The 19,704-nt window shown below is 72.5% G+C and carries 15 protein-coding genes and 3 pseudogenes; 12 read left to right on the forward strand and 6 right to left on the reverse strand.

Annotated features, from left to right (window positions below; all coding sequences use genetic code 11):
- The first annotated feature begins 2 nt into the window (after positions 1 to 2).
- The 6 genes from ASG32_RS21800 (at position 3) to ASG32_RS21825 (ending at position 7,622) form a co-directional block, all read left to right on the forward strand.
- On the forward strand, positions 3 to 992 hold the full coding sequence (locus ASG32_RS21800) for an Ldh family oxidoreductase (RefSeq protein ID WP_056530602.1): 990 nt from the start codon (positions 3 to 5) through the stop codon (positions 990 to 992).
- A 132-nt stretch (positions 993 to 1,124) separates the two neighbouring features.
- Positions 1,125 to 1,907, forward strand: coding sequence for a GntR family transcriptional regulator (locus ASG32_RS21805; protein WP_020094926.1), 783 nt, complete (start codon positions 1,125 to 1,127; stop codon positions 1,905 to 1,907).
- An 89-nt stretch (positions 1,908 to 1,996) separates the two neighbouring features.
- Positions 1,997 to 3,202 (forward strand): molybdopterin-dependent oxidoreductase, encoded by a 1,206-nt coding sequence (locus tag ASG32_RS21810; RefSeq protein ID WP_056530605.1) that lies wholly within the window; start codon positions 1,997 to 1,999, stop codon positions 3,200 to 3,202.
- Positions 3,203 to 3,215: 13 nt separating this feature from the next.
- Positions 3,216 to 3,548, forward strand: a complete 333-nt coding sequence (locus ASG32_RS21815; protein ID WP_056530608.1) for a hypothetical protein — start codon at positions 3,216 to 3,218, stop codon at positions 3,546 to 3,548.
- 28 nt (positions 3,549 to 3,576) lie between these two features.
- Complete coding sequence (locus ASG32_RS21820; RefSeq protein WP_082557994.1) at positions 3,577 to 4,695, forward strand: putative sulfate exporter family transporter; 1,119 nt, start codon at positions 3,577 to 3,579, stop codon at positions 4,693 to 4,695.
- Between the two features lie 596 nt (positions 4,696 to 5,291).
- Positions 5,292 to 7,622: an EAL domain-containing protein gene (locus tag ASG32_RS21825; RefSeq protein ID WP_056530610.1), complete on the forward strand. Its 2,331-nt coding sequence runs from the start codon at positions 5,292 to 5,294 to the stop codon at positions 7,620 to 7,622.
- Here the strand turns inward: ASG32_RS21825 and ASG32_RS21830 are convergent.
- Positions 7,611 to 8,624 (reverse strand): crotonase/enoyl-CoA hydratase family protein, encoded by a 1,014-nt coding sequence (locus ASG32_RS21830; protein WP_056530613.1) that lies wholly within the window; start codon positions 8,622 to 8,624, stop codon positions 7,611 to 7,613. The genes ASG32_RS21825 and ASG32_RS21830 overlap by 12 nt on opposite strands.
- A 487-nt stretch (positions 8,625 to 9,111) precedes the next feature.
- Here ASG32_RS21830 and ASG32_RS21835 point away from each other — a divergent pair, with 487 nt between their 5' ends.
- Positions 9,112 to 10,560 carry a GGDEF domain-containing protein gene (locus ASG32_RS21835; RefSeq protein ID WP_082557995.1) on the forward strand — a complete coding sequence of 483 codons (1,449 nt, stop codon included), beginning with the start codon at positions 9,112 to 9,114 and terminating at the stop codon, positions 10,558 to 10,560.
- Positions 10,561 to 10,638: 78 nt separating this feature from the next.
- The gene (locus ASG32_RS21840) at positions 10,639 to 11,178 is read left to right on the forward strand and encodes a L,D-transpeptidase family protein (protein WP_056530618.1); all 540 of its coding nucleotides are present in this window, start codon (positions 10,639 to 10,641) and stop codon (positions 11,176 to 11,178) included.
- A 60-nt stretch (positions 11,179 to 11,238) separates the two neighbouring features.
- Here the strand turns inward: ASG32_RS21840 and ASG32_RS21845 are convergent, their stop codons facing one another.
- On the reverse strand, positions 11,239 to 12,192 hold the full coding sequence (locus tag ASG32_RS21845) for a LysR family transcriptional regulator (RefSeq protein WP_056530622.1): 954 nt from the start codon (positions 12,190 to 12,192) through the stop codon (positions 11,239 to 11,241).
- Between the two features lie 95 nt (positions 12,193 to 12,287).
- Here ASG32_RS21845 and ASG32_RS21850 point away from each other — a divergent pair, with 95 nt between their 5' ends.
- The 4 genes from ASG32_RS21850 to ASG32_RS21865 all read left to right on the forward strand — a co-directional run bounded on the left by ASG32_RS21850 (position 12,288) and on the right by ASG32_RS21865 (position 17,487).
- Positions 12,288 to 13,469: an alanine racemase gene (locus ASG32_RS21850; protein ID WP_091928613.1), complete on the forward strand. Its 1,182-nt coding sequence runs from the start codon at positions 12,288 to 12,290 to the stop codon at positions 13,467 to 13,469.
- 241 nt (positions 13,470 to 13,710) lie between these two features.
- On the forward strand, positions 13,711 to 14,352 hold the full coding sequence (locus ASG32_RS21855) for an HAD-IA family hydrolase (protein WP_056530626.1): 642 nt from the start codon (positions 13,711 to 13,713) through the stop codon (positions 14,350 to 14,352).
- A 161-nt stretch (positions 14,353 to 14,513) separates the two neighbouring features.
- Positions 14,514 to 15,632 carry a metallophosphoesterase gene (locus ASG32_RS21860; protein ID WP_056530627.1) on the forward strand — a complete coding sequence of 373 codons (1,119 nt, stop codon included), beginning with the start codon at positions 14,514 to 14,516 and terminating at the stop codon, positions 15,630 to 15,632.
- Positions 15,633 to 15,990: 358 nt separating this feature from the next.
- Positions 15,991 to 17,487: a diguanylate cyclase gene (locus ASG32_RS21865; RefSeq protein ID WP_244492118.1), complete on the forward strand. Its 1,497-nt coding sequence runs from the start codon at positions 15,991 to 15,993 to the stop codon at positions 17,485 to 17,487.
- 75 nt (positions 17,488 to 17,562) lie between these two features.
- Here ASG32_RS21865 and ASG32_RS33470 read toward each other — a convergent pair.
- The 4 genes and pseudogenes from ASG32_RS33470 to ASG32_RS35290 all read right to left on the reverse strand — a co-directional run.
- Positions 17,563 to 17,713: pseudogene (locus tag ASG32_RS33470) on the reverse strand (IS5/IS1182 family transposase); the annotation flags it as partial.
- A 51-nt stretch (positions 17,714 to 17,764) separates the two neighbouring features.
- Positions 17,765 to 18,238 carry an autotransporter domain-containing protein gene (locus ASG32_RS35280; protein WP_244492120.1) on the reverse strand — a complete coding sequence of 158 codons (474 nt, stop codon included), beginning with the start codon at positions 18,236 to 18,238 and terminating at the stop codon, positions 17,765 to 17,767.
- A gap of 39 nt (positions 18,239 to 18,277) precedes the next feature.
- Positions 18,278 to 18,694: pseudogene (locus ASG32_RS35285) on the reverse strand (autotransporter outer membrane beta-barrel domain-containing protein); the annotation flags it as partial.
- Positions 18,622 to 19,104 (reverse strand): annotated as a pseudogene (locus tag ASG32_RS35290) (hypothetical protein); the annotation flags it as partial. The pseudogenes ASG32_RS35290 and ASG32_RS35285, both read right to left, overlap by 73 nt.
- Positions 19,105 to 19,704 lie beyond the last annotated feature (600 nt).

Below are 19,704 nucleotides of genomic sequence, written 5' to 3' on the forward strand. Positions count from 1 at the left end.
CGATGCCGAACCTGACCCTGTCGGAGGCCGAGGCCCTCGCCGCCGACGCCCTCGTCCGCTGCGGCACGGCCGAGGCCGCGGCCCGGAGCGTCGCCCGCGCCCTGGTCGGCGCCGAGGCGGACGGGCTCAAGGGCCACGGCCTGTCGCGGGTCGCGCCCTACGCCGCGCAGGTCCGGGCCGGGAAGGTCGCGGGCGACGCGGTCCCGCTTGCGTCGCGCCCGCGGCCGGGCCTGCTCGCGATCGACGCCGCCCACGGCTTCGCCTACCCGGCGATCGACCTCGCCCTGGAGGCGCTGCCGGGCGTCGCGCGCCAGCAGGGCGTGGCGGCGGCGGGCATCCGCCGCTCGCACCATTGCGGCGCGGCCGGCCGCCCGGTCGAGGCCCTGGCCGAGCAGGGCTGCGTCGCGCTGCTCTTCGCCAACACGCCCGCCGCGATGGCCCCCTGGGGTGGGCGGCAGGCGGTGTTCGGCACCAACCCGCTGGCCTTCGCCTGCCCGCTGCCCGGCCGCGCGCCGATCGTGGTCGACCTCGCGCTGTCGAAGGTGGCCCGCGCCAACATCGTCGGGGCGGCCAAACGCGGCGAGCCGATCCCCGAGGGCTGGGCCCTCGACGCGGAGGGACGCCCGACGACCGACGCCACGGCCGCCCTCGACGGCACCATGGTGCCGCTGGGCGACGCCAAGGGGACGGCGCTCGCCCTGATGGTCGAGCTGCTCGCCGCCGGCCTCGTCGGCGCGCGCTTCGCCGGCGAGGCCTCCTCGTTCCTCGACGCCGCGGGCGACCCGCCGGGCACCGGGCAGCTGATCCTCGCCCTCGACGCGGCGGCGCTCAGCCCGGACGCGCCGGAGCGCTTCGCGGCGCTGGCCGGCGCGATCGAGGCGCAGGACGGCGCCCGGCTCCCGGGCAGCCGCCGGCTCGCACTCCGCCGCCGGGCCGCCGAGGCGGGGCTCGACGTGGCCGAAGCCCTCGTGGCCGAGATCCGGGCGCTGTGACGCGGATCGCCTGTGCGGAGGAAGAACCCGTGATTGCTCCCGTCGGCAGGGCGACGTAAGCCAGAGGAGGGAGAGGTGCTGGACACAACCTTCGACGCTCTACCCACGGATGGGGCTCTGCGTCGTCACGCGATGGAACGGTCAGGCGAAGGGCAGGCAGGTTCGGGACGCGCAGACTCGGGGCGCGCAGACTCGGGACGCGCCGGCGCGGTCGGCTTCCGCCCGCTCTACCGGCAGGTCTACGACACGCTGCTGAAGCGCCTGGCCGACGCGGTCTGGCAGCCCGGCCAGATCCTTCCGAGCGAGGGGCAGCTCGCCGCCGAGCTGGGCGTCAGCCAGGGGACGGTGCGCAAGGCCCTCGACGCGCTCACCGCCGACAGCCTGCTGGTGCGCCGCCAGGGCCGCGGGACGTTCGTGGCCGACCACGACGACAAGCAGAGCGTCTTCCGCTTCCTGAAGCTGCGGCCGGACGGCGACGGCACCGGCATGCCCACGAGCCGGGTCACGGGGATCGCGGAGGCGGCCGCCAGCGCCGACGAGCGCGGGCGGCTCGACCTCGTGCGGTCCGCCCGCGTGGTCCGGATCGAGCGCGTGCGCGCCGTCGACGCCAAGCTGTGCGTGGTCGAGACGATCAGCGTGCCCGCCGGCCTGTTCCCGGGCATCGCCCAGATCGAGCTGCCGAACACCCTCTACAGCCTCTACGCCACCCGCTACGGCATCACGATCGCCACCGCCAACGAGCGCCTGAAGGCCGTGGCGATCGGGCCCCGCGAGGCCGAGCTGCTCCAGGTGCCCGCCGGAACCCCCGCCCTCGAGATCGACCGCGTCGCCATCGACCTCGAGGAGCGGCCGGTCGAGTGGCGCCTCTCGACCTGCCTGACGCAGGACATCCACTACCTCTCGGTCCTTCGCTGACCGGGATCCCCCGACGCGCCGCCTCGCAGTCGAAGGCGAGGCGCGCCGAACCGGACCTCCGCTGCCACAGCCTGAACGGGGAGCGCGCGATGACCGATCGCGGAAGACGGGACTTCATGCGGCTGAGCGCCCTCGGCGCCCTCGCCGCGCTCGGGGGCGTGCCGCGCGCACGGGCGGCCGACGGGGGGACGCTGCCCTTCGGCAACGGCGAGCGGCCGCTCGTGGCCTATCCGGGCAAGCGGCCGCTCCTGCAGATGACCGCGCGCCCGCCGCAGCTGGAGACGCCGTTCGCGGTCTTCGACGGGGGCGCGATCACGCCGAACGACGCGTTCTTCGTCCGCTACCACCTCGCCGACATCCCGACCGAGATCGACCCGCAGGCCTTCCGCGTCGCCGTGACCGGGCAGGTCGAGCGCCCGCTTTCCCTGTCGCTCGCCGACCTCAAGGCGATGCCCCAGACCGAGATCGTCGCGGTCAACCAGTGCTCGGGCAATTCCCGCGGCTTCTTCGAGCCGCGCATCGCCGGCGGCCAGCTCGCCAACGGCGCCATGGGCTGCGCCCGCTGGACCGGCGTGCCGCTCAAGACGGTGCTCGACCGGGCCGGCGTGAAGGCCGGCGCCGTGCAGGTCGCCTTCAACGGCCTCGACGGGCCGGTCCTGCCCGAGACGCCGGACTTCGCCAAGGCGCTGACCCTCGACCACGCCCGGGACGGCGCGGTGCTGCTCGCCTGGGGCATGAACCGGCAGGACCTGCCCTGGCTCAACGGCTTCCCGCTCCGCCTCGTGGTGCCGGGCTACTACGGCACCTACTGGGTCAAGCACCTCGACAGCATCGCCGTCCTCGATCACCCCTTCGAGGGCTTCTGGATGAAGACGGCCTACCGCATCCCCGACAATGCCTGCGCCTGCACCGAGCCCGGCAAGGCGCCGGACAGGACCGTCCCGATCGGCCGCCTCAACGTCCGCTCCTTCCTGACGAACCTGACCGACGGCGCGCCGGTGAAGGCGGGTCCGGTCGCCCTGCGGGGCATCGGGTTCGACGGCGGCTCGGGCATCCGGGACGTCGCGGTCTCGGCCGACGACGGCCGGACCTGGAGCGCGGCCCGGCTCGGCCAGGATCTCGGCCCCTACGCCTTCCGCACCTGGACCGCGGAGGTCGATCTCGCGCCGGGCGCCCACGCCCTGCGCGTGCGGGCCACGGGCAACGACGGCGCGACCCAGCCGATGGAGCCGCGCTGGAACCCCGCCGGCTACATGCGCAACGTCGTCGAGACGACCCGCGTGCGCGCGGCCTAGAGGGAGGATCGGCATGTTCAGCACCCGCCCGCTCCGCGCGTCGGTCGTCGCGATCGCCGCCGCGCTGGCCGCGACACCCGCGCTGTCCGCGCCCGAGACCTACGCGCTGCCGGAGCCGACGGCGCAGTTCCGGCCGGCCCCGGATGCCGCGCACGCGGCCGGCTTCCAGGCCGCGCAGGAGAACTGCCTGACCTGCCACTCGGCCGACTACGTCGCCATGCAGCCGCCCCGGAAGGGGCAGGCGTTCTGGGACGCCGAGGTCGCCAAGATGATCAAGGTCTACCGGGCACCGATCACGGAGGACCAGGCCCGGGCCATCGCCGGCTATCTCGGCGCGGCCTACTGAGCGCCGAGACCGGGCAGGAGGTCGCGCGATGACCCTCAGAACCGCCGTGCCGGACCGGTCCGGGGCCGCGCCGACCGGGTCGCGGGGGGCCTCCGCCTGGGCCGGGGCGGCCGGCACCCTGCTCCCGGGCCTGCTCCTGTGCCTGGGCATCACCGCGGTGGCGCAGGCTCTGCAGGCCGGCGAGGAGCACCTGACCGGCCATCCCTACGTCGAGGCCCTGGTGCTGGCCATCCTGCTGGGGACGGCCGTGCGGACCGCCTGGGTGCCGGGCGCGCGCTTCAAGGCCGGGATCGCCTTCTCGGCCAAGCAGGTGCTGGAAGTGGCCGTCACGCTGCTCGGCGCCGCGGTCAGCCTCGGGGCGATCGTCGCCTCGGGCCCGGCGCTGCTGGCCGGCATCGTCGGGGCGGTGGCGCTGACCATCCTGGCGAGCTGCGCGCTCTGCCGCGCCCTGGGCCTGCCGGTGCGCATGGCGCTGCTGATCGCCTGCGGCAACGCGATCTGCGGCAACTCGGCGATCGCCGCGGTGGCGCCGGTGATCGGGGCGGACAGCCGGGACGTGGCGGCGGCCATCGCCTTCACGGCGGTGCTGGGCGTGCTGATGGTGCTGGGCCTGCCGCTGTTCGTGCCGCTCGTCGGCTTCAGCGAGCACCAGTACGGCGTGCTGGCGGGCCTGACCGTCTACGCGGTGCCGCAGGTGCTGGCCGCGACCGTCCCGGTGGGCCCGCTCGCCACGCAGGTGGGCACGCTGGTCAAGCTGGTCCGGGTGCTGATGCTCGGGCCGGTGGTGCTGGCCCTCTCGCTCCTCGCCCCGCGCCTGCCGGCGGCGGGAGCGAGCGCCAAGCCTGCTAGCGCCCCCGGGAGCGCCCGGCGCCGGCCCGGCTTCTTCAAGCTGGTCCCGTGGTTCATCCTCGGCTTCCTGGCCCTGGCGAGCCTGCGCTCGCTCGGGCTGATCCCGGACGCCTGGGTCGCGCCGATCTCCCGCCTCGCCGGCTTCCTCACCATCGTGTCGATGGCCGCGCTCGGCCTCGGGGTGGACGTGCGCGTGCTGGCCCAGGTCGGCGGCCGGGTCACGATGGCGGTCACCGCCTCGCTCGGCGTGCTGCTGGCCATCGCCGTCCTGCTCATCCGCGGCCTCGGGATCGGCTGAGCCGGTCGCCGGCGGCGCGCGGGTGGCCCGGGCTCCGCGAGCGCGATCGCGCCGGGGAGGCGGCTCACACGCAACGGCGGCGGTCGCGCACGGCGGACAGCGATGTCGCGCGCCCGGGAGCGTGAAAGTCCCCGACGAGACGACATCATCCGGGCGCCGATGCGGACGTCGAGCGCGCAACGGGATCGGCGGTGCCACGATGCCGCCGGGACAGGATCGCGCGATCGCCGCGACGTCTGACGAACAGGCAGACGTCTTCGCGCCGAACGCGGCCGAGCAAGACGACAGCTCCGGATATGGGGTGTCCGCGGCGCAACGCCCGACGGGATATGAGTGAACCCTCCGCGCCCGTCCCGTCCATACATGCGCCGGACTGCCCGGCGCGGCACCGATATTCGGCCTCGCGAACGACGGAGATCACCGAATATTTGCGCAGAGGAGACAAATATTCGAAGCAGAGTTTTGCTCCGCGCGCGGCGTTAACCACGGTTTTCAATATTTCTGAAATTCCACGCCGCTAATATGCGGATATAACCTGGGATTGAACTGCTACAATGATGACCCCCTCGACGAGAGCGAAGTAGCGAGACGCCGCGTTGGGACTGTATTCCAAGCTGCGGGCCGCACTCGCTGAAGATGCCCTCCTCGCGCGCGGCGTGAAGCGCTCGCTCGTCGACGGGCTGTATCAGCCTTTCGCGTCGCTCGCGGTCGGCGCCGCGTCCGGGACGATCGTCGCCACGGCCGCGGCGTTCTGGTCCGACGATCGCGCGATCACGGTGACCGCGTTCGCGGTCGGCCTGATCGGCCTCACCCGCATCGTGCTCGCTCGGATCTACCTGACGAAGGGGCCGCAGAAGCACGATCGTTACGAGCTCTGGGAGACCTACTTCTCCCTCGGCGCGTTCGCCTACGCCGCGTCGCTCGGCATCCTGTCGTTCCTCATCACGACGCGGTCGTCCAACCTCGCGCTCCAGGTCATCACCCCCACGTTCACGATCGGTTACGCCGCGGGCATCTCGGGCCGCAATGCGGGCCGCCCCCTGCTGGCCATCGCGCAGGTGCTCCTGTCGGCGATGCCGCTGTCCGCGGGCCTGCTCGTGTCGGGCGACGGCGAGCGGGCCTCGCTCGGCATCCTCTCGCTCCTGTTCGCCTACGGCATGATCGACATCACGCTCAGCACGCGCGAGATCATCGTGTCGGCCCTGGTGACGACGCGCGAGAAGGAGGCGCTCGCCGAGAAATTCCAGGCCCAGGCCAATCTCTTCGACATCGCGTTGCGCAACATGTCGCACGGACTGTGCATGTTCGACGCGCGCGGCCGGCTCCAGGTCTGGAACGACCAGTTCCTCTCGATATCGGGCATTCCCTCGAACCGCATCCATACCAATTCGACGGCCAAATCGCTGTACGCATTGAGCCGCGCCATCATCGATGAGCGAACCGCGGGGCGCGGCGCGACGCTCTCGACATTCTCGGCGGCGTCGAACGCGTTGAGGTCGGGAAACCTGGTCCTGATCCTGCCCGACGATCGCGTGGTCTCCCTGATGCAGCGGCGGACCGCCGAGAAGGGCTACGTGATCATCTTCGAGGACATCACCGAGCGGCGTCGGAGCGAAGCCCGCATCCAGCAGATGGCGCGTTACGACGATCTGACGGGCCTGCTCAATCGCAGCAGCTTCAAGGCCAAGGTCTCCCAGGCGCTGAAAGCCAGCGCCAGCAGCAAGGGCGATTTCGCGGTCCATCTGCTCGATCTCGACCACTTCAAGGTCATCAACGACACGCTGGGGCATCCGGCCGGAGACAGGTTGTTGCAGATGGTGGCGGACCGGCTGCGCGGGATCGGGGCGCTGTCCGGATCGGTCGCCCGCCTCGGCGGCGACGAGTTCGTCATCGTCCAGCAATCCGTCACGTCGCCGGCCGTCGCGGAGGATCTCGCGCAGCGCGTCCTGCACGAGCTGGAGCGACCTTTCGATATCGACGGCACTCACGTCACGGTCGGCGCCTCGATCGGCATCGCGATCGCCCCGTTCCATGCCAACGACGAGGACAGGCTGCTGAAATGCGCCGATATCGCCCTCTACGCCATCAAGGGGGCCGGCAGGAGCGGGTTCAAGATCTTCCAGCACGAGATGGAAGCGGCCACGCGCGCGCGGCACGCCCTCGAGTCCGATCTCCGGGCCGCCCTGACCAACGGCGAACTGGAGCTGCACTATCAGCCGATCGTCGACGCGAGCACCGGGGCGATCGTGAGCTGCGAGGCCCTGCTACGGTGGCAGCACCCCGTCTCCGGCTACATCCCGCCGTCGGACTTCATCCCGGTGGCCGAGGACACGGGGCTCATCGTCCAGCTGGGCGACTGGGTTCTGAACGAAGCGTGCCGCGAGGCCCGGAACTGGCCGTCGTCCGTGAGCGTCGCGGTCAACATGTCGCCGCGTCAGTTCGGTGATCCGCAGCTGGCCTTCCACGTCATCGGCGCGCTGAACCGCTCCGGCCTCCCGGCGCATCGCCTGGAGCTCGAGATCACGGAGAGCGTGACGCTGGGCGCGACGCACAAGATCGTCGAGACCATCCACACGCTCCGCCAGCTCGGGATCCGCCTGTCGATCGACGATTTCGGAACCGGTTACTCGTCCCTGAGCTCCCTGAGAAACTTCGCCTTCGACAAGCTGAAGATCGACCGGTCGTTCGTGTGGGACCTGGACAGGAAGGCCGAGTCGACCGCGATCATCCGGGCGATCGTCGGGATGGGAAGGAGCATCGGGATGGCCATCGTCGTCGAGGGCGTCGAGACGGAAACGCAGCTCTCCATCCTCCGGGCCGAGGGCTGCGATCTGATCCAGGGCTACGTGTTCAGTCGTCCGGTCGCCGCACCCCAGATCCGGGCCATGCTCGCGGCCGCGGAGCCCGTGACGAAGCTAGCGAGTTGACCCCGCCGGCCCCCGCGCGGTCACCGTGCGGGCCTGAGCGGCCTGGGCTCTTCCCCTGAGCCTGTCCTGCGCCAGGACGAGCCGCTCCATGATGCTCAGATCCCTGTTCGTGAGATTCATCGCGGCGGCCGCCCAGACCGAGACGATCTTTCTCAGCTCCTCCAACGATATGCGATTGACCTCCCGGGCGGCTCGATAGATCGCCTGCTGCCCGTTGCGGCGCCGGTGGTTGCCGGCGATGTACGCGCGCACGGCCGCCTCGCCCTGGCCCCGCTCGGCGAGGACGTGAACGATCCCCAGTTCGTGCATCTCCTCCGCGGTGTAGGTTCTCCCATCGAGGATCATCTCATGAGCCCTGATGGTCCCCAGACGCCGGGCGAGGAAGCTGTAGGCACCCATACCGGGGAAGAGCCCGAAGAGGATCTCCGGGAAGCCGAACTTGGTGCCCTTCTCGGCGATGATCACGTCGAACGAGAGCAGGCCCTCGAACCCCCCGCCCAGCGCGTCGCCCTGAACGAGGCCGATCGTGATGATCGGCAGGTTCAGCGCGTTCATGTTGCGATGAAGAACATCGACGCACGCGTTGCCGTAACCGACCAGCGCGGCCTCGTCGCCCGCGCGGATCTTGCTCGCGAACAGGCTCAGATCACCGCCGAGACTGAACACGCCGGGAAATCGTGAACCGAAGACAAAGTAGTTCAGGTCGAGGCTGCCGTTGCCGAAACCGCGCTCGATGCCATCCTGCAGGCGGCTGAAGTCGGCCAGCATCTCGGGATTCTGGCACGGGCGGCCCTGCGGGCGCATGAAGGCCCACAGGGTGCTGGTGTCGGTTTCGAGATTGACTTCGATCTGAGCGAGTTCGGAAAGGCCGTGGTCGGGAGACGAGACGGTCGGCGCGATCCGCTTCTCGCTCGGCCGCCGCGCGGTCGTCGGACGCCGTCGCAGCGGCACAGGACCAGGGTATGGCACCAAGTCTTTGGCGAGACCTGTAATAGACGCCATCGTATTCGGATCCGTTAAGTGATCCTTAACCGTATCTCAGCCGGCGTTGCGGAGCTAGGCAGCCTGAGCGGCCCTCCTCAAATAATTAAGCTTTGGTTAATGCCGGCCTTTTAGCCACCTTTGCTTGCGAGGCGGGCCTCTTCGGACGAGAGGCCCGCCGACGCCCCGGCGGCTGCCCTGACCCTCGACCTCCACGGACTCGACGGCGCCGGCTCGGTCCGGCGGGATCGCGGACGGCAGGCGTGAAGCGGCACGCCCGCCGCTCCCGCGCGAGACCGGGTCCGCCGCGGGGACGCGCGGTCAACCGCGCGACGGACGCCTCAGCGGCACCCCGTAACGGCTCCGATCTCCGATCATGCGAGTCGGCGCAATGCTCGCTGCGCCGATCGCCGATCATGACGATTGCTGTCTCCATCCCCAGCAGTTGTATTATAGACGAGTAGCATACCAATAGTTGCACAATATTATCTGTTCGTTATAAATTTTCATGTCTATCGAGACCATGATCCGAGAGCGATCCGACGACGAGAGCGACGAGAAGCCGGCACTCTATCTATGGTTGACGACAGCGTTTCTCTATTTCTGCACCGCAGCTTCGACACTGAGCCTGGCCAGTAGCGGACACGACATCGCTGCCCTATGGCCGGCCAATGCCATTCTGGTCGCCCTGCTGCTCTCCCATGACAGGGTCCGATCGGGCACGGTGCTGAGCGCCGGACTGGCCGCGAACATCGCGGCCAATGTCCTGACGCGGGGGACTTTGATCGGCCCCTTCCTGTACAGTCTCGCCAACCTCGCCGAGGTGATGTTGGCCGTCCGTCTCCTGCGAAGGACCTACGAGCAGGACGCCCTGCTGCAATCCACGAGATCCGCCCTGCGGTTCCTCGCGATCGCGGGATTGCTGGCACCGGCCGCGAGCGGCGTCCTGGGAGGCTTGACGGCGCATCTCGTCTTCGGCGAGCCCCTGTTGCGCTCGTTCGGCACCTGGGTCGCGAGCGACGGCCTGGGACTCATCGTCTTCACGCCCTTCCTGCTCTCGCTGTTCCGAGGCGATTACGCGCGTGCGCTCGCGGAGCGGAGCTGGCGGGACCGGCTCGAAGCGGCCGCCTTGCTCGTCCTCGCAGGTTCGGTCGCGTACGCGACCTTCTTCTGCACCAGCCGCCCCTTGCTGTTCCTGATCTTCCCGCCCCTCATCCTGATCGCTTTCCGGCTGGGCCGCCTGGGTGTCACCGCGGCCGTGATGGTCGTGGCCGTCATCGGAGGCGTCGCAACGATGTACGGTCGCGGGCCGATGGTCCTGATCGCGGCCGACGCCGTCACGCAGGCGCAGGCGTTCCAGGTGTTCCTGGCCTTCATCCTGCTGACCTGCCTGCCCGTCGCGGCGGAGGTCTCCGCGCGGGCGCGGCTCACGGCCGAGCTGGCCGCGCACGATCGGGAGATGACGAGGAGCGCCTTCACCGATTCCCTGACAGGACTGCTCAACCGTGCGGGCTTCGAGCATCAGATCGAGACCATCCTGCCCGTCAGGGCACTCCCGCCCGTCAGCCTGATCGCGATCGACATCGATCACTTCAAGCAGATCAACGACCGCTGGGGGCATCCGGCGGGCGATCGCGCGCTCGAGACTCTCGGATCGCTGCTCGCATCGCAGATCCGCCCGGGGGATCTGGTCGCGCGCCTCGGCGGCGACGAGTTCGTGATCCTTCTCCGCGAGAGCGACCTCGAGCGCGCCAGGGCGGTGTGCGAGCGGATCCGCGCGAGCGCACGCGCCTTGCCGTTCTCGACCGGTGCCGGGACCGAAGCGCCGGTCAGCCTGAGCATGGGCTTGGCCGTCGCGCGCGTGGGCGAGGGCTACGAAGCGCTGGCTCAGCGGGCCGACAGCGCTCTGTACGAGGCGAAGCACGCCGGCCGCGACGCCCTGCGATGGGCCGCCTGACTCCGGGATCGACCCTGACCGGCGGCGATCCGGGCCCGGTCGTTTGGCCGTGAAACGCCTGCCCCGTAGGATCGGCCGATGAGACGCCGCCACCTCGTCGGACCGATCCTCTGCGTCGCGCCGCTCGCCCTCCTCTTCGGGACGGCCGACGGTCCCGCGGGCTCCGCGGCCCCCGGCCTGGTGCCGCAGGCCGAGCGCGCGGATCTCGTCCGCGTGGAGAAGGCGCAACGGCGCCTGACGCTGCTGCGCGGCGGACGCGTCCTGGCGGTCTACCGCGTCTCGCTGGGCTTCGCGCCGGTCGGCCCGAAGGCGATGGAGGGCGACGGCCGAACACCCGAGGGCCGCTACCGCATCGCGGGCAAGAACCCGGACAGCATCGCCCACCTCGCGCTGCGGATCTCCTATCCGGACGCCGCCGACCGCGCCGCGGCGTCCGCGGCCGGCGTGCCGCCCGGCGGAGACATCATGATCCACGGTCTGAGGAACGGCTTCTCCTGGGTCGGCCGCCTGCATCGTCTGATCGACTGGACGGATGGCTGCGTGGGCGTGACCAACGCCGAGGCCCGCGCGATCTACGCGCGGGTCGAGGTCGGCACGCCGATCGAGATCCGGAGCTGAGCGGGATCGGGCGTCGTCGGGCGGAGCGTTCGGGGCCGGACGGCGCGCGGCCGGGGCGCCTCAAGGCCCCGCATCCCCGGCGGCCGCGCCAGGACCCGCGGGCGGGCGCCACGGGAGCGGATCGAACGAGCGCCGGAGCGCCTCGAGGAACCGCTCCGTCCGGGCCGCGCGCGACCGCCGTTCCGAGCCGAGCAGGGCGACGACCGGCGCCGACGGCAGGGCGTAGCCTTCGAGCAGGCGCGCCAGCCGCCCCGCGCGCAGGTCGTCGGCGACATCCCATTCCGAGCGCACGATCACGCCGAGGCCCGCGAGGGCCCAGCCCCGCACCACGTCGCCGTCGTTGCTGACCAAGGCCGCATCCACCCTGACGCGGACCTCGGCGCCCTCCGCCGCGCGGAAGCGCCAGAGCGTCACGTCCTCGTCGTTCTCGCGCAGCGCGATGCAGGTGTGATCCCGCAGGTCGGCCGGCACGCGCGGGGCCGGATGCCGGGCCAGGTAGGCGGGCGCCGCGCAGAGGATCCGGTCGTTCGGCGCGAGGGCGCGCACGGTCAGGCTCGGGGTCGCCTCCCTGATCTCACCGACGTGGATCGCGAGGTCCCAGGTCTCGGACGGGATGCGGCCCAGGCGATCCGAGAGCAGCAGGTCGATCCGCACGCCCGGATGCCGCAGCCGGAACGCCGTCACGACCGGGGCCACGTAGCGGCGCCCGAAGCCGAGCGGGGCGACGACGCGCAGATGTCCGGTCACCGCGCCGACGCGCTCGGCCAGGGCGTCGGCGAGATCGTCGAAGGCGCCGAGGAGGTCGCGACCGCGCTCGGCCAGCAGCTCCCCCTCGTCGGTCAGCGTGAGGCCGCGGCCGGACCGGTCCACCAGATGGACCCGCAGCCGCTTCTCCAGGCTGCGCAGCCGCTGCGTCACGGCGGGGGGCGACACGTTCAGGCTGCGCGCCGCGGCGGCCAGGGACGAGCTGGCCGCGACCGCGACGAAGAAGCGGAGATCGTCGGTGTCGAGCATTAAGGCCGACCTTAATCCAGAATGCCGAACAGATTAATGGCGTCTCGCGGTCCGGCATGATCTGTCACCCGGCAGCGAGACAGGGAGGCGTGGACATGCCGGACACCGGAGTCGGGACGCAGGTGCCGTCAGCGGAGGCCGACGGGGCGTCGGGTCCGCTCCAGACACCGTGCCTTCTCCTGGACGAGGCGCGGCTGCGCGCGAACCTCGCGGGGCTGCGGGCGCACCTGGACCGGCTGGGCGTCGCCTTCCGGCCGCACCTGAAGACGGCGAAGTCGATCGACGTCGCCCGCCTGGCGATGACCGGTCCGGCCGGCCCGGCGATCGTCTCGACCCTGCGCGAGGCCGAGTACTTCGCCGAGGGCGGGGTCCGGGACATGATCTACGGCGTCGGCATCGCCCCGCAGAAGCTCGACCGCGTCGGCGCGGTCCGGCGCCGCTGGGGCGCGGACCTCGCCGTGGTGCTCGACTCGATCGAGCAGGCGGACGCGGTCGCCGCCTGGGCCGCGCGGACCGGCGACCGTCTACCGGTCCTGATCGAGGTCGACGCCGACGGGCATCGCTCCGGCGTGAAGCCGGCCGACGCGGCGCTGCTGGTGGCGATCGGGCGCGCGCTCGGCGCGGGGGCGGACCTGCGCGGCGTGCTGCTCCACGCCGGCGACAGCTACGGCCTCAGCGATCCCGAGGATCTCGCCGCGGCCGCGGAGGGCGAGCGCGCGGCGGCGGTGACGGCGGCCACTCTCCTGCGCGCGGCGGGCCTGCCGTGCCCGGTGGTGAGCGTCGGCTCGACCCCGACCGCGCGCTACGCCCGGAACCTCGACGGGATCACCGAGGTCCGTGCCGGCGTGTTCATGTTCGGCGACCTGTTCCAGGCCGGCGTCGGCTCCGTCGCGGTCGACGACATCGCGGTGAGCGTGCTCGCCACCGTGATCGGGCACCGCCGCGACAAGGGCTGGATCATCACCGATGCCGGCTGGATGGCGCTGTCGCGCGACCGGGGCACGGCCCGGCAGGCGGTCGATCAGGGCTACGGCGTGGTCTGCGACCGCGCCGGCCGCCCCTACCCGGACCTGATCGTCGCCGACACCAACCAGGAGCACGGCATCCTCGCCCTGCGTCCGGGCTCCCGCGCCGCCCTCCCCGGTCTGGCCATCGGCGACCGTGTGCGCGTCCTGCCGAACCACGCCTGCGCGACGGGCGCGCAGTACGACCGCTACCACGTCCTCGACGCCGACGGGCGGGTCGCCGCCGTCTGGCCGCGCATCAATGGCTGGTAGGCGGCGCCGACCGTGACGTCGCGGATCGGGCGCCTCGCGAGCGCCCGGCGGCGCCGGACGCGGCGGGAGCCCGCCCGGACACCGCGAGGCGCGTGACCGCCGCCCTCCTCGGGGCGGCGCATGCCGCCCGCGCGCACTGACGCGCGCACTGACGCGCGCTCCGGGCCCCGTCGGCGCGGCCCGAGGCCCCCGGCACCGACGCCGCCCGATGCGGCGCCCGATACGGAAGGAGAAGCCCATCATGACAGCCCACCGGTTCGACGCCGTCCTGTTCGACCTCCTGACGGCCCTGCTCGACAGCTGGTCCCTGTGGGACTCGGTCGCCGGCAGCACGGAGGCCGGCCGCCGGTGGCGGGCCGAGTACCTGCGGATCACCTACCGGACGGGGGCGTACCGGCCCTACGAGGATCTCGTCGCCGAGGCCGCCGCGGCGGTGGGCCTGCCGCGCCGCCTCGCGGCGGACCTCGAGGACCGCTACGGCGAGCTCCGGCCCTGGCCCGGCGTGACGGAGACCCTGCAGGCGCTCGCGGCGCGCTCCGTGCGGCTCGGCGTCGTGACCAACTGCTCCGAACGTCTGGGTCGCATCGCCGCCGGCTGCCTGGGGGTCGAGCTCGACGCGGTCGTCACGGCGGAGCGCGCCGGCTTCTACAAGCCCGATCCGCGTCCCTACCGGCTGGGACTGCAGGCCCTCGGGGTCGAGCCGGCGCGCTGCCTGTTCGTCGCGGGCTCGGCCTTCGACCTCGTGGGCACGGCGCGGGTGGGGCTGGCGACGTACTGGCACGACCGCGTGGGCATGGCGGCCCCGGACGGCGCGTCGCCCCCGCTGGCGCACGAGACCACCCTCGATCCGCTGCGCGCCTGGTTCGATCCGGGCGCGCGCTGACGCCGACAATCTCTGGGCGCGGTGGGGGGAAGGCGGGGCGGGCGACGGGCCGGCAGAGGGCACCTCCCGACCCGCGCGAGGCGACCGCATGTGCCGCCGCGCACCGGGCGGCCCGGCGCGAGCTTTGCCTTTCGGCCGTCGCCCGGTCCATGTAGCCGCCCATGATCCGCCTCATCCCCAGCCTGCCCGCGGCCTACGTCATCGCGCGGGTGGTGTGGCCCCTGCCGGTGCCGCTCGCGCTCAGGCTCGGCCTCGCCGCGCTCCTCCTGGTCGCCTCCCAGTACCACCTGTGGAGCCGCCTCTCCTCCGGGTCGGTCTTCGCGCCCGAATTCCCGCGCCCGATCGTGATCCTGTTCAACTGGGCGTTCGGTGCGATCGCGCTGGCGGCGGTGATGCAGCTCGGCCTCGATGCCGTCGCGCTGATCTCGCTGGCTCTGCCCGGGGGCGGCTGGGCGATCCCGACCGCCTGGCGCATCGCGGTGGCCTCGACGGCCGCCGGCCTCTCGGCCGTCGCCGTGTGGCAGGCCGTGCGCGTGCCGCCCCTGAAAGACGTCCCGGTCGCGATCGCGGACCTGCCCCCCGGCCTCGACGGCTACACGATCCTGCACCTGACCGACCTGCATATCAGCCGCCTGTTCCCGGCCGCCTGGGCGCGGGCCGTCGTCGCGCGGGCCGACGCCCTCCAGGCCGACCTGATCGTCGTGACCGGCGACTTCATCGACGGTTCACTGGAGGCCCGGCGAGACGACGTCGCGCCGCTGCGGGCCCTGCGCGCGCGCGACGGTGTCTGGGCCGTGCCCGGCAACCACGAGTACTTCTTCGACCACGATTCCTGGATGCGCCATCTCGCGGGCCTGGGGATCCGCGTCCTCGCCAACACCCACACGATCCTGAGGCGCGGGGGCGGCGCGCTGGTGCTGGCCGGCGTCACCGACCGCTCCGCGCCCGCCACGGGGCATCCGGGGCCCGACCTCGACGCGGCCCTGGCGGGCGCACCGCCGGGCGCGCCGATCGTTCTGCTGGACCACCAGCCGGCCAACGCCGCGCAGGCCGCGGCGCGCGGCGTCGCGCTCCAGCTCTCCGGCCACACCCACGGCGGCATGATCCGCGGCCTGGACCGGCTGGTGGCGCGCGGCAATTCCGGGTTCGTCTCGGGGGCGTACCGGGTCGGGGTCATGCGGCTCTACGTCAGCAACGGCACCGGGCTCTGGCCCGGCTTCGCCCTCCGGCTCGGGCGTCCGTCGGAGCTGACGCGGATCACCCTGCGGGCAGCCACCTGACGCGCGCGCGCCGCCGCGCGGCTTCTCGCACGGGTCAGCGATCGAGGCCCGGGAGGCCCCATCGCCGGCCAAAGCCCGCATCGCCGGACACTCGGCTGTTTCCCCCGGGAGTGCCATGTTCGTCGGAACGGCTGCCCCGGGTCGCTTGCCGGATCGCCCCCGCTCGGAAGCTGCCGGCCGGCTCGCGGGAGAAGAGCGGTGAGAGCGGCCCCTGCGCGCGTGCCGGACAGCGCCAGTCCCAGGACGAAGCCGGGCCGCGATGAAAGGTCAGGCCATCGCACCCTCGATTAAACCTTCTCGTCGTATCCCCCGGATACCATCTTGGCTCCGGCGAGGTCGAACAGTGCTGCAGGGGACCATATCGAATACCCAGCGCGAGGCACTCCGCCAGCAGGCGCTGGCCGAGATCGCCCTCCTCGACACGCCGCCGGAGCGCGAGTTCGACGCACTCGCCAGGCTCGCGCAGCGCATGCTCGGCACCGGCATGTCCTCGATCACCCTGATCGACCCGGAGCGCCAGTGGTTCAAGGCGCGTTGCGGTCCCTTGGCGGCCGAGACGCCGCGTGCCCAGGCGTTCTGCCCCGTCGTGTTCGAGACGGAGGCTCCGCTGATCGTGGCGGATGCCAGCCTCGACCCGCGCTTCGTGGCCAGCCCCTTCGTCACGAACGCCCCGTACATCCGCTACTACGCGGGCGTGCCGGTCCGCGTCCGGCAAGCCGACGGCGACAAGATCACGATCGGCACGCTATGCGTCCTCGACGAACAGCCCCGCGAGCCGACGGCGACAGACCTGGAGGTGCTCGAAGAGCTGGCCTGCATCGCGGAGGCGCTGATCGAGGCGCGCGCCGTGGCCCTGCGCGCAGCCGAGGCTGCCGAAGAGCGCCGGATGGCCGTCGAGGGCCTGGAGCGTGAGCGCCGCCAGTTCAAGCAGGCGGAGCGCATGGCCGAGATGGGCTCGTACCGCTACGATATCGAGACGCGGTCGACCTCCTGGTCGGACGGCGTCTTCGTCATTCACGAGCTGCCCGTCAGCGGCGGTGTGCCGATTGGCGCGATCATGAACTTCTTTCCCGAGCCCGATCGCGCCCTCTTCCGCGCGGCCGTCAGGCGCGTGCTGGACACGGGCGAGCCGTTCGAGATGGACGCCGATTTCGTGACAGCCAAGGGCAATGCCCGGCGCGTGCGGTGCTCCTGCGAGATCGAGTTGGTCAAGGGTAAGCCCGTCGCCCTCATCGGCCTGATCCAGGACATCACCGAACGGCACAGCTTGGAGCAGCGTCTTCGCCATCAGGCGCGCACCGATGACCTGACGCAACTCGCCAACCGAGCCGAATTCCACCGCGCGCTCGACGCGCGGCTGCGCGAGGCGCGCGCTTCCGACGACGATGTGGCTGTCCTCCTGATCGACCTCGACGGCTTCAAGGGCGTGAACGATCGCCTCGGGCACGCGGCCGGCGACGAGGTTCTGCGTTGCGTGGCCGAGCGGTTGCGCGCGCCCTGCTACGCCGGTTGCTTCCCGGCACGGTTGGGGGGCGACGAGTTCGCGATCCTGGTGCCTGCCGCCTGCGATGGCGCGGGCGTGCAGGCGATGGTGCGGCGCCTCCTGCACGACCTCGAGATGGTTGTGAAAGGGCAGGGTCAGATCGCGCGGGTGACGGGAACGATCGGCCTCGCGCGGTCACGAGAGGCCGGACAGGACCGCGACGTGCTGCTGCGCCACGCCGACGCGGCCCTCTACGCCGCGAAGCGTAAGCAGAAGGGGACGGCTGAAACCTACTCGGCCGCGACGGATCAGACTGCCACGCCGGTTCGCGGCGCGTCCGCTCTCGAGTTGGCTCCTCACCGACGCCTTTGACGCAGAGTCGGCCACACGACCCTCTGGCCCGGGTCCGGCGGACGAAAGCGCAGACGGGATGGGCGAAGGCGCGCGGAGATCGTCGCGCCGCCCGGAGCGGATGGCGAGGCGGCGGAAGCGCGCCGACCACGCCGGCGTGCGCGACGATCCAGCGGTGGCGTCCGAGATCCTCGCTGCCCTCGCCGCCGCGCCGTGCGATGCGCGGCGTGATGCTGCGGGATCGGCACGGGTGCCGGGAGCGATCCGGCCGCGACGAGGAGCGTGGCTCAAGAGGCCGTCACCACGCGGCCTGGAGGCCGGCGGTGAACACCTGGGCGGTGGCGCCCGGGCGGACGTCGCCGGTATAGCCCACCGACAGCCGCACGCCCGCGGCGACCGCCCCCGTCAGGCTCACCCCCAGAACCGCGCCGTCCCGGCCCAGCGCGCTCGTCCGGCCCGCGAATGGGGCCCCGAACACGCTCGAGCGGATCAAAGCCGCCGTGTCGGCCAGCTCGTGCGCCCAGTACGCCCGACCCTCCAGGCGCAGGTCCGGAATGCCCGCCAACGCCCAGCTCGTCACCCGCCCGCCGACCAGGCTGCGCGCCGCGTCGAGGTCGGCCACCGCGAAGCCCTGCCCGCCGAAGCCCTGCCCGACCAGACCGCCCCGCTCGGACACACGGCCCCGCGTCAGCCGGTCGTAGCTGAAGCCCACCTCCGGCACGACCTCGACCGGCAGGCCGGTCGCCAGCGCGTAGCCGGCAAAGCCCGACACCCCGCCGTTCCAGCCCGACGACAGCCCGGACGCCTGCGNGTAGCTGAAGCCCACCTCCGGCACGACCTCGACCGGCAGGCCGGTCGCCAGCGCGTAGCCGGCAAAGCCCGACACCCCGCCGTTCCAGCCCGACGACACCCCGCTCGCCTGCGACACCGCCGTGCCCAGCGCCACCGTCCGGTCCACCCGCCCGTCCGCGTACGACACGCCCGCCGTGCCCCGCAGGATCACCGCGCCGAGCCGCGTGCTCGCGTAGAGCGTCCCGCCGTAGCTGTCGGTGGTGAACCGACCCAGCCCCGCGCCCCGCGACGTGCCGCCCGCGCGCAGGTAGCTGAACGCTCCGCCCACCTGCGTGTCCGCCCCGACCTGRCGGTCGACGCCCATCAGCAGCCCGCCCGCGTCGAACCCGGCGCCCGCCGCAGCCCGGTCGYCGGCGCGCGCRCCGAACCCGTACAGCGCGTCGGCCCAGCCTGCAGCGCCGTGCGGTTCGGGCCCGGGCCCGGATCGCCCGCGCTGAACGCGCCCGCGCCCCCGCCCAGCCCGCGCTGGTGCCGGTCGATCGTGTCGGAGAGCAGWCGGCGCGCGGCGAGGTCGGTCATCACCGCGTCGCCGTAGCTCTGGCCCGACAGGCTCGCCAGCCCGCCCGGCAGGGTCGCCGGGCCGGCCGCGTAGAGCGGGTCGAACACCCGCGCCCGCGCCGCGTCCGGCCGCGTGCCGGCCGCCGGGCGGGCGAGGTCGAGGGCCGCGCCCACGGCCCGGGCGTTGCCGGTCTGGGCGAGGCCGAGGCCKGCGAGRTTGCCGTAGGCGGCSGGCGTGACCACGAGGTCGAGGCCGGTGGCGGCGTAGAGCGCGTCGAGGCGCGTGCCNGCCGTGCGGTTCGGGCCCGGGCCCGGATCGCCCGCGCTGAACGCGCCCGCGCCCCCGCCCAGCCCGCGCTGGTGCCGGTCGATCGTGTCGGAGAGCAGWCGGCGCGCGGCGAGGTCGGTCATCACCGCGTCGCCGTAGCTCTGGCCCGACAGGCTCGCCAGGCCGCCCGGCAGCGTCGCCGGGCCGGCCGCGTAGAGCGGGTCGAACACCCGCGCCCGCGCCGCGTCCGGCCGCGTGCCGGCGGCCGGGCGGGCGAGGTCGAGGGCCGCGCCCACGGCCCGGGCGTTGCCGGTCTGGGCGAGGCCGAGGCCGGCGAGRTTGCCGTAGGCGGCSGGCGTGACCACGAGGTCGAGGCYGGTGGCGGCGTAGAGCGCGTCGAGGCGCGTGCCSGCCGGCAGGCCCGCCGCCGGCTGGGCGAGCCCGCTGAACGAGCCCGACAGCCCGGCCTGCGCGGTSAGCACGCCGAAGCGCTGGCCGAGCGCGGGGGTGAAGCTGTTCGTGGCGTTGCCGGTGATGCCGCGCAGCTCCGGCACCAGGGTGCCGTTGGCCGAGACCGTGCCGGTCGGGCCGAGCGCCAGCAGGCGGGCGTAGCTGCCCGC

Source organism: Methylobacterium sp. Leaf361, from assembly GCF_001424445.1.
Taxonomy (GTDB): domain Bacteria; phylum Pseudomonadota; class Alphaproteobacteria; order Rhizobiales; family Beijerinckiaceae; genus Methylobacterium.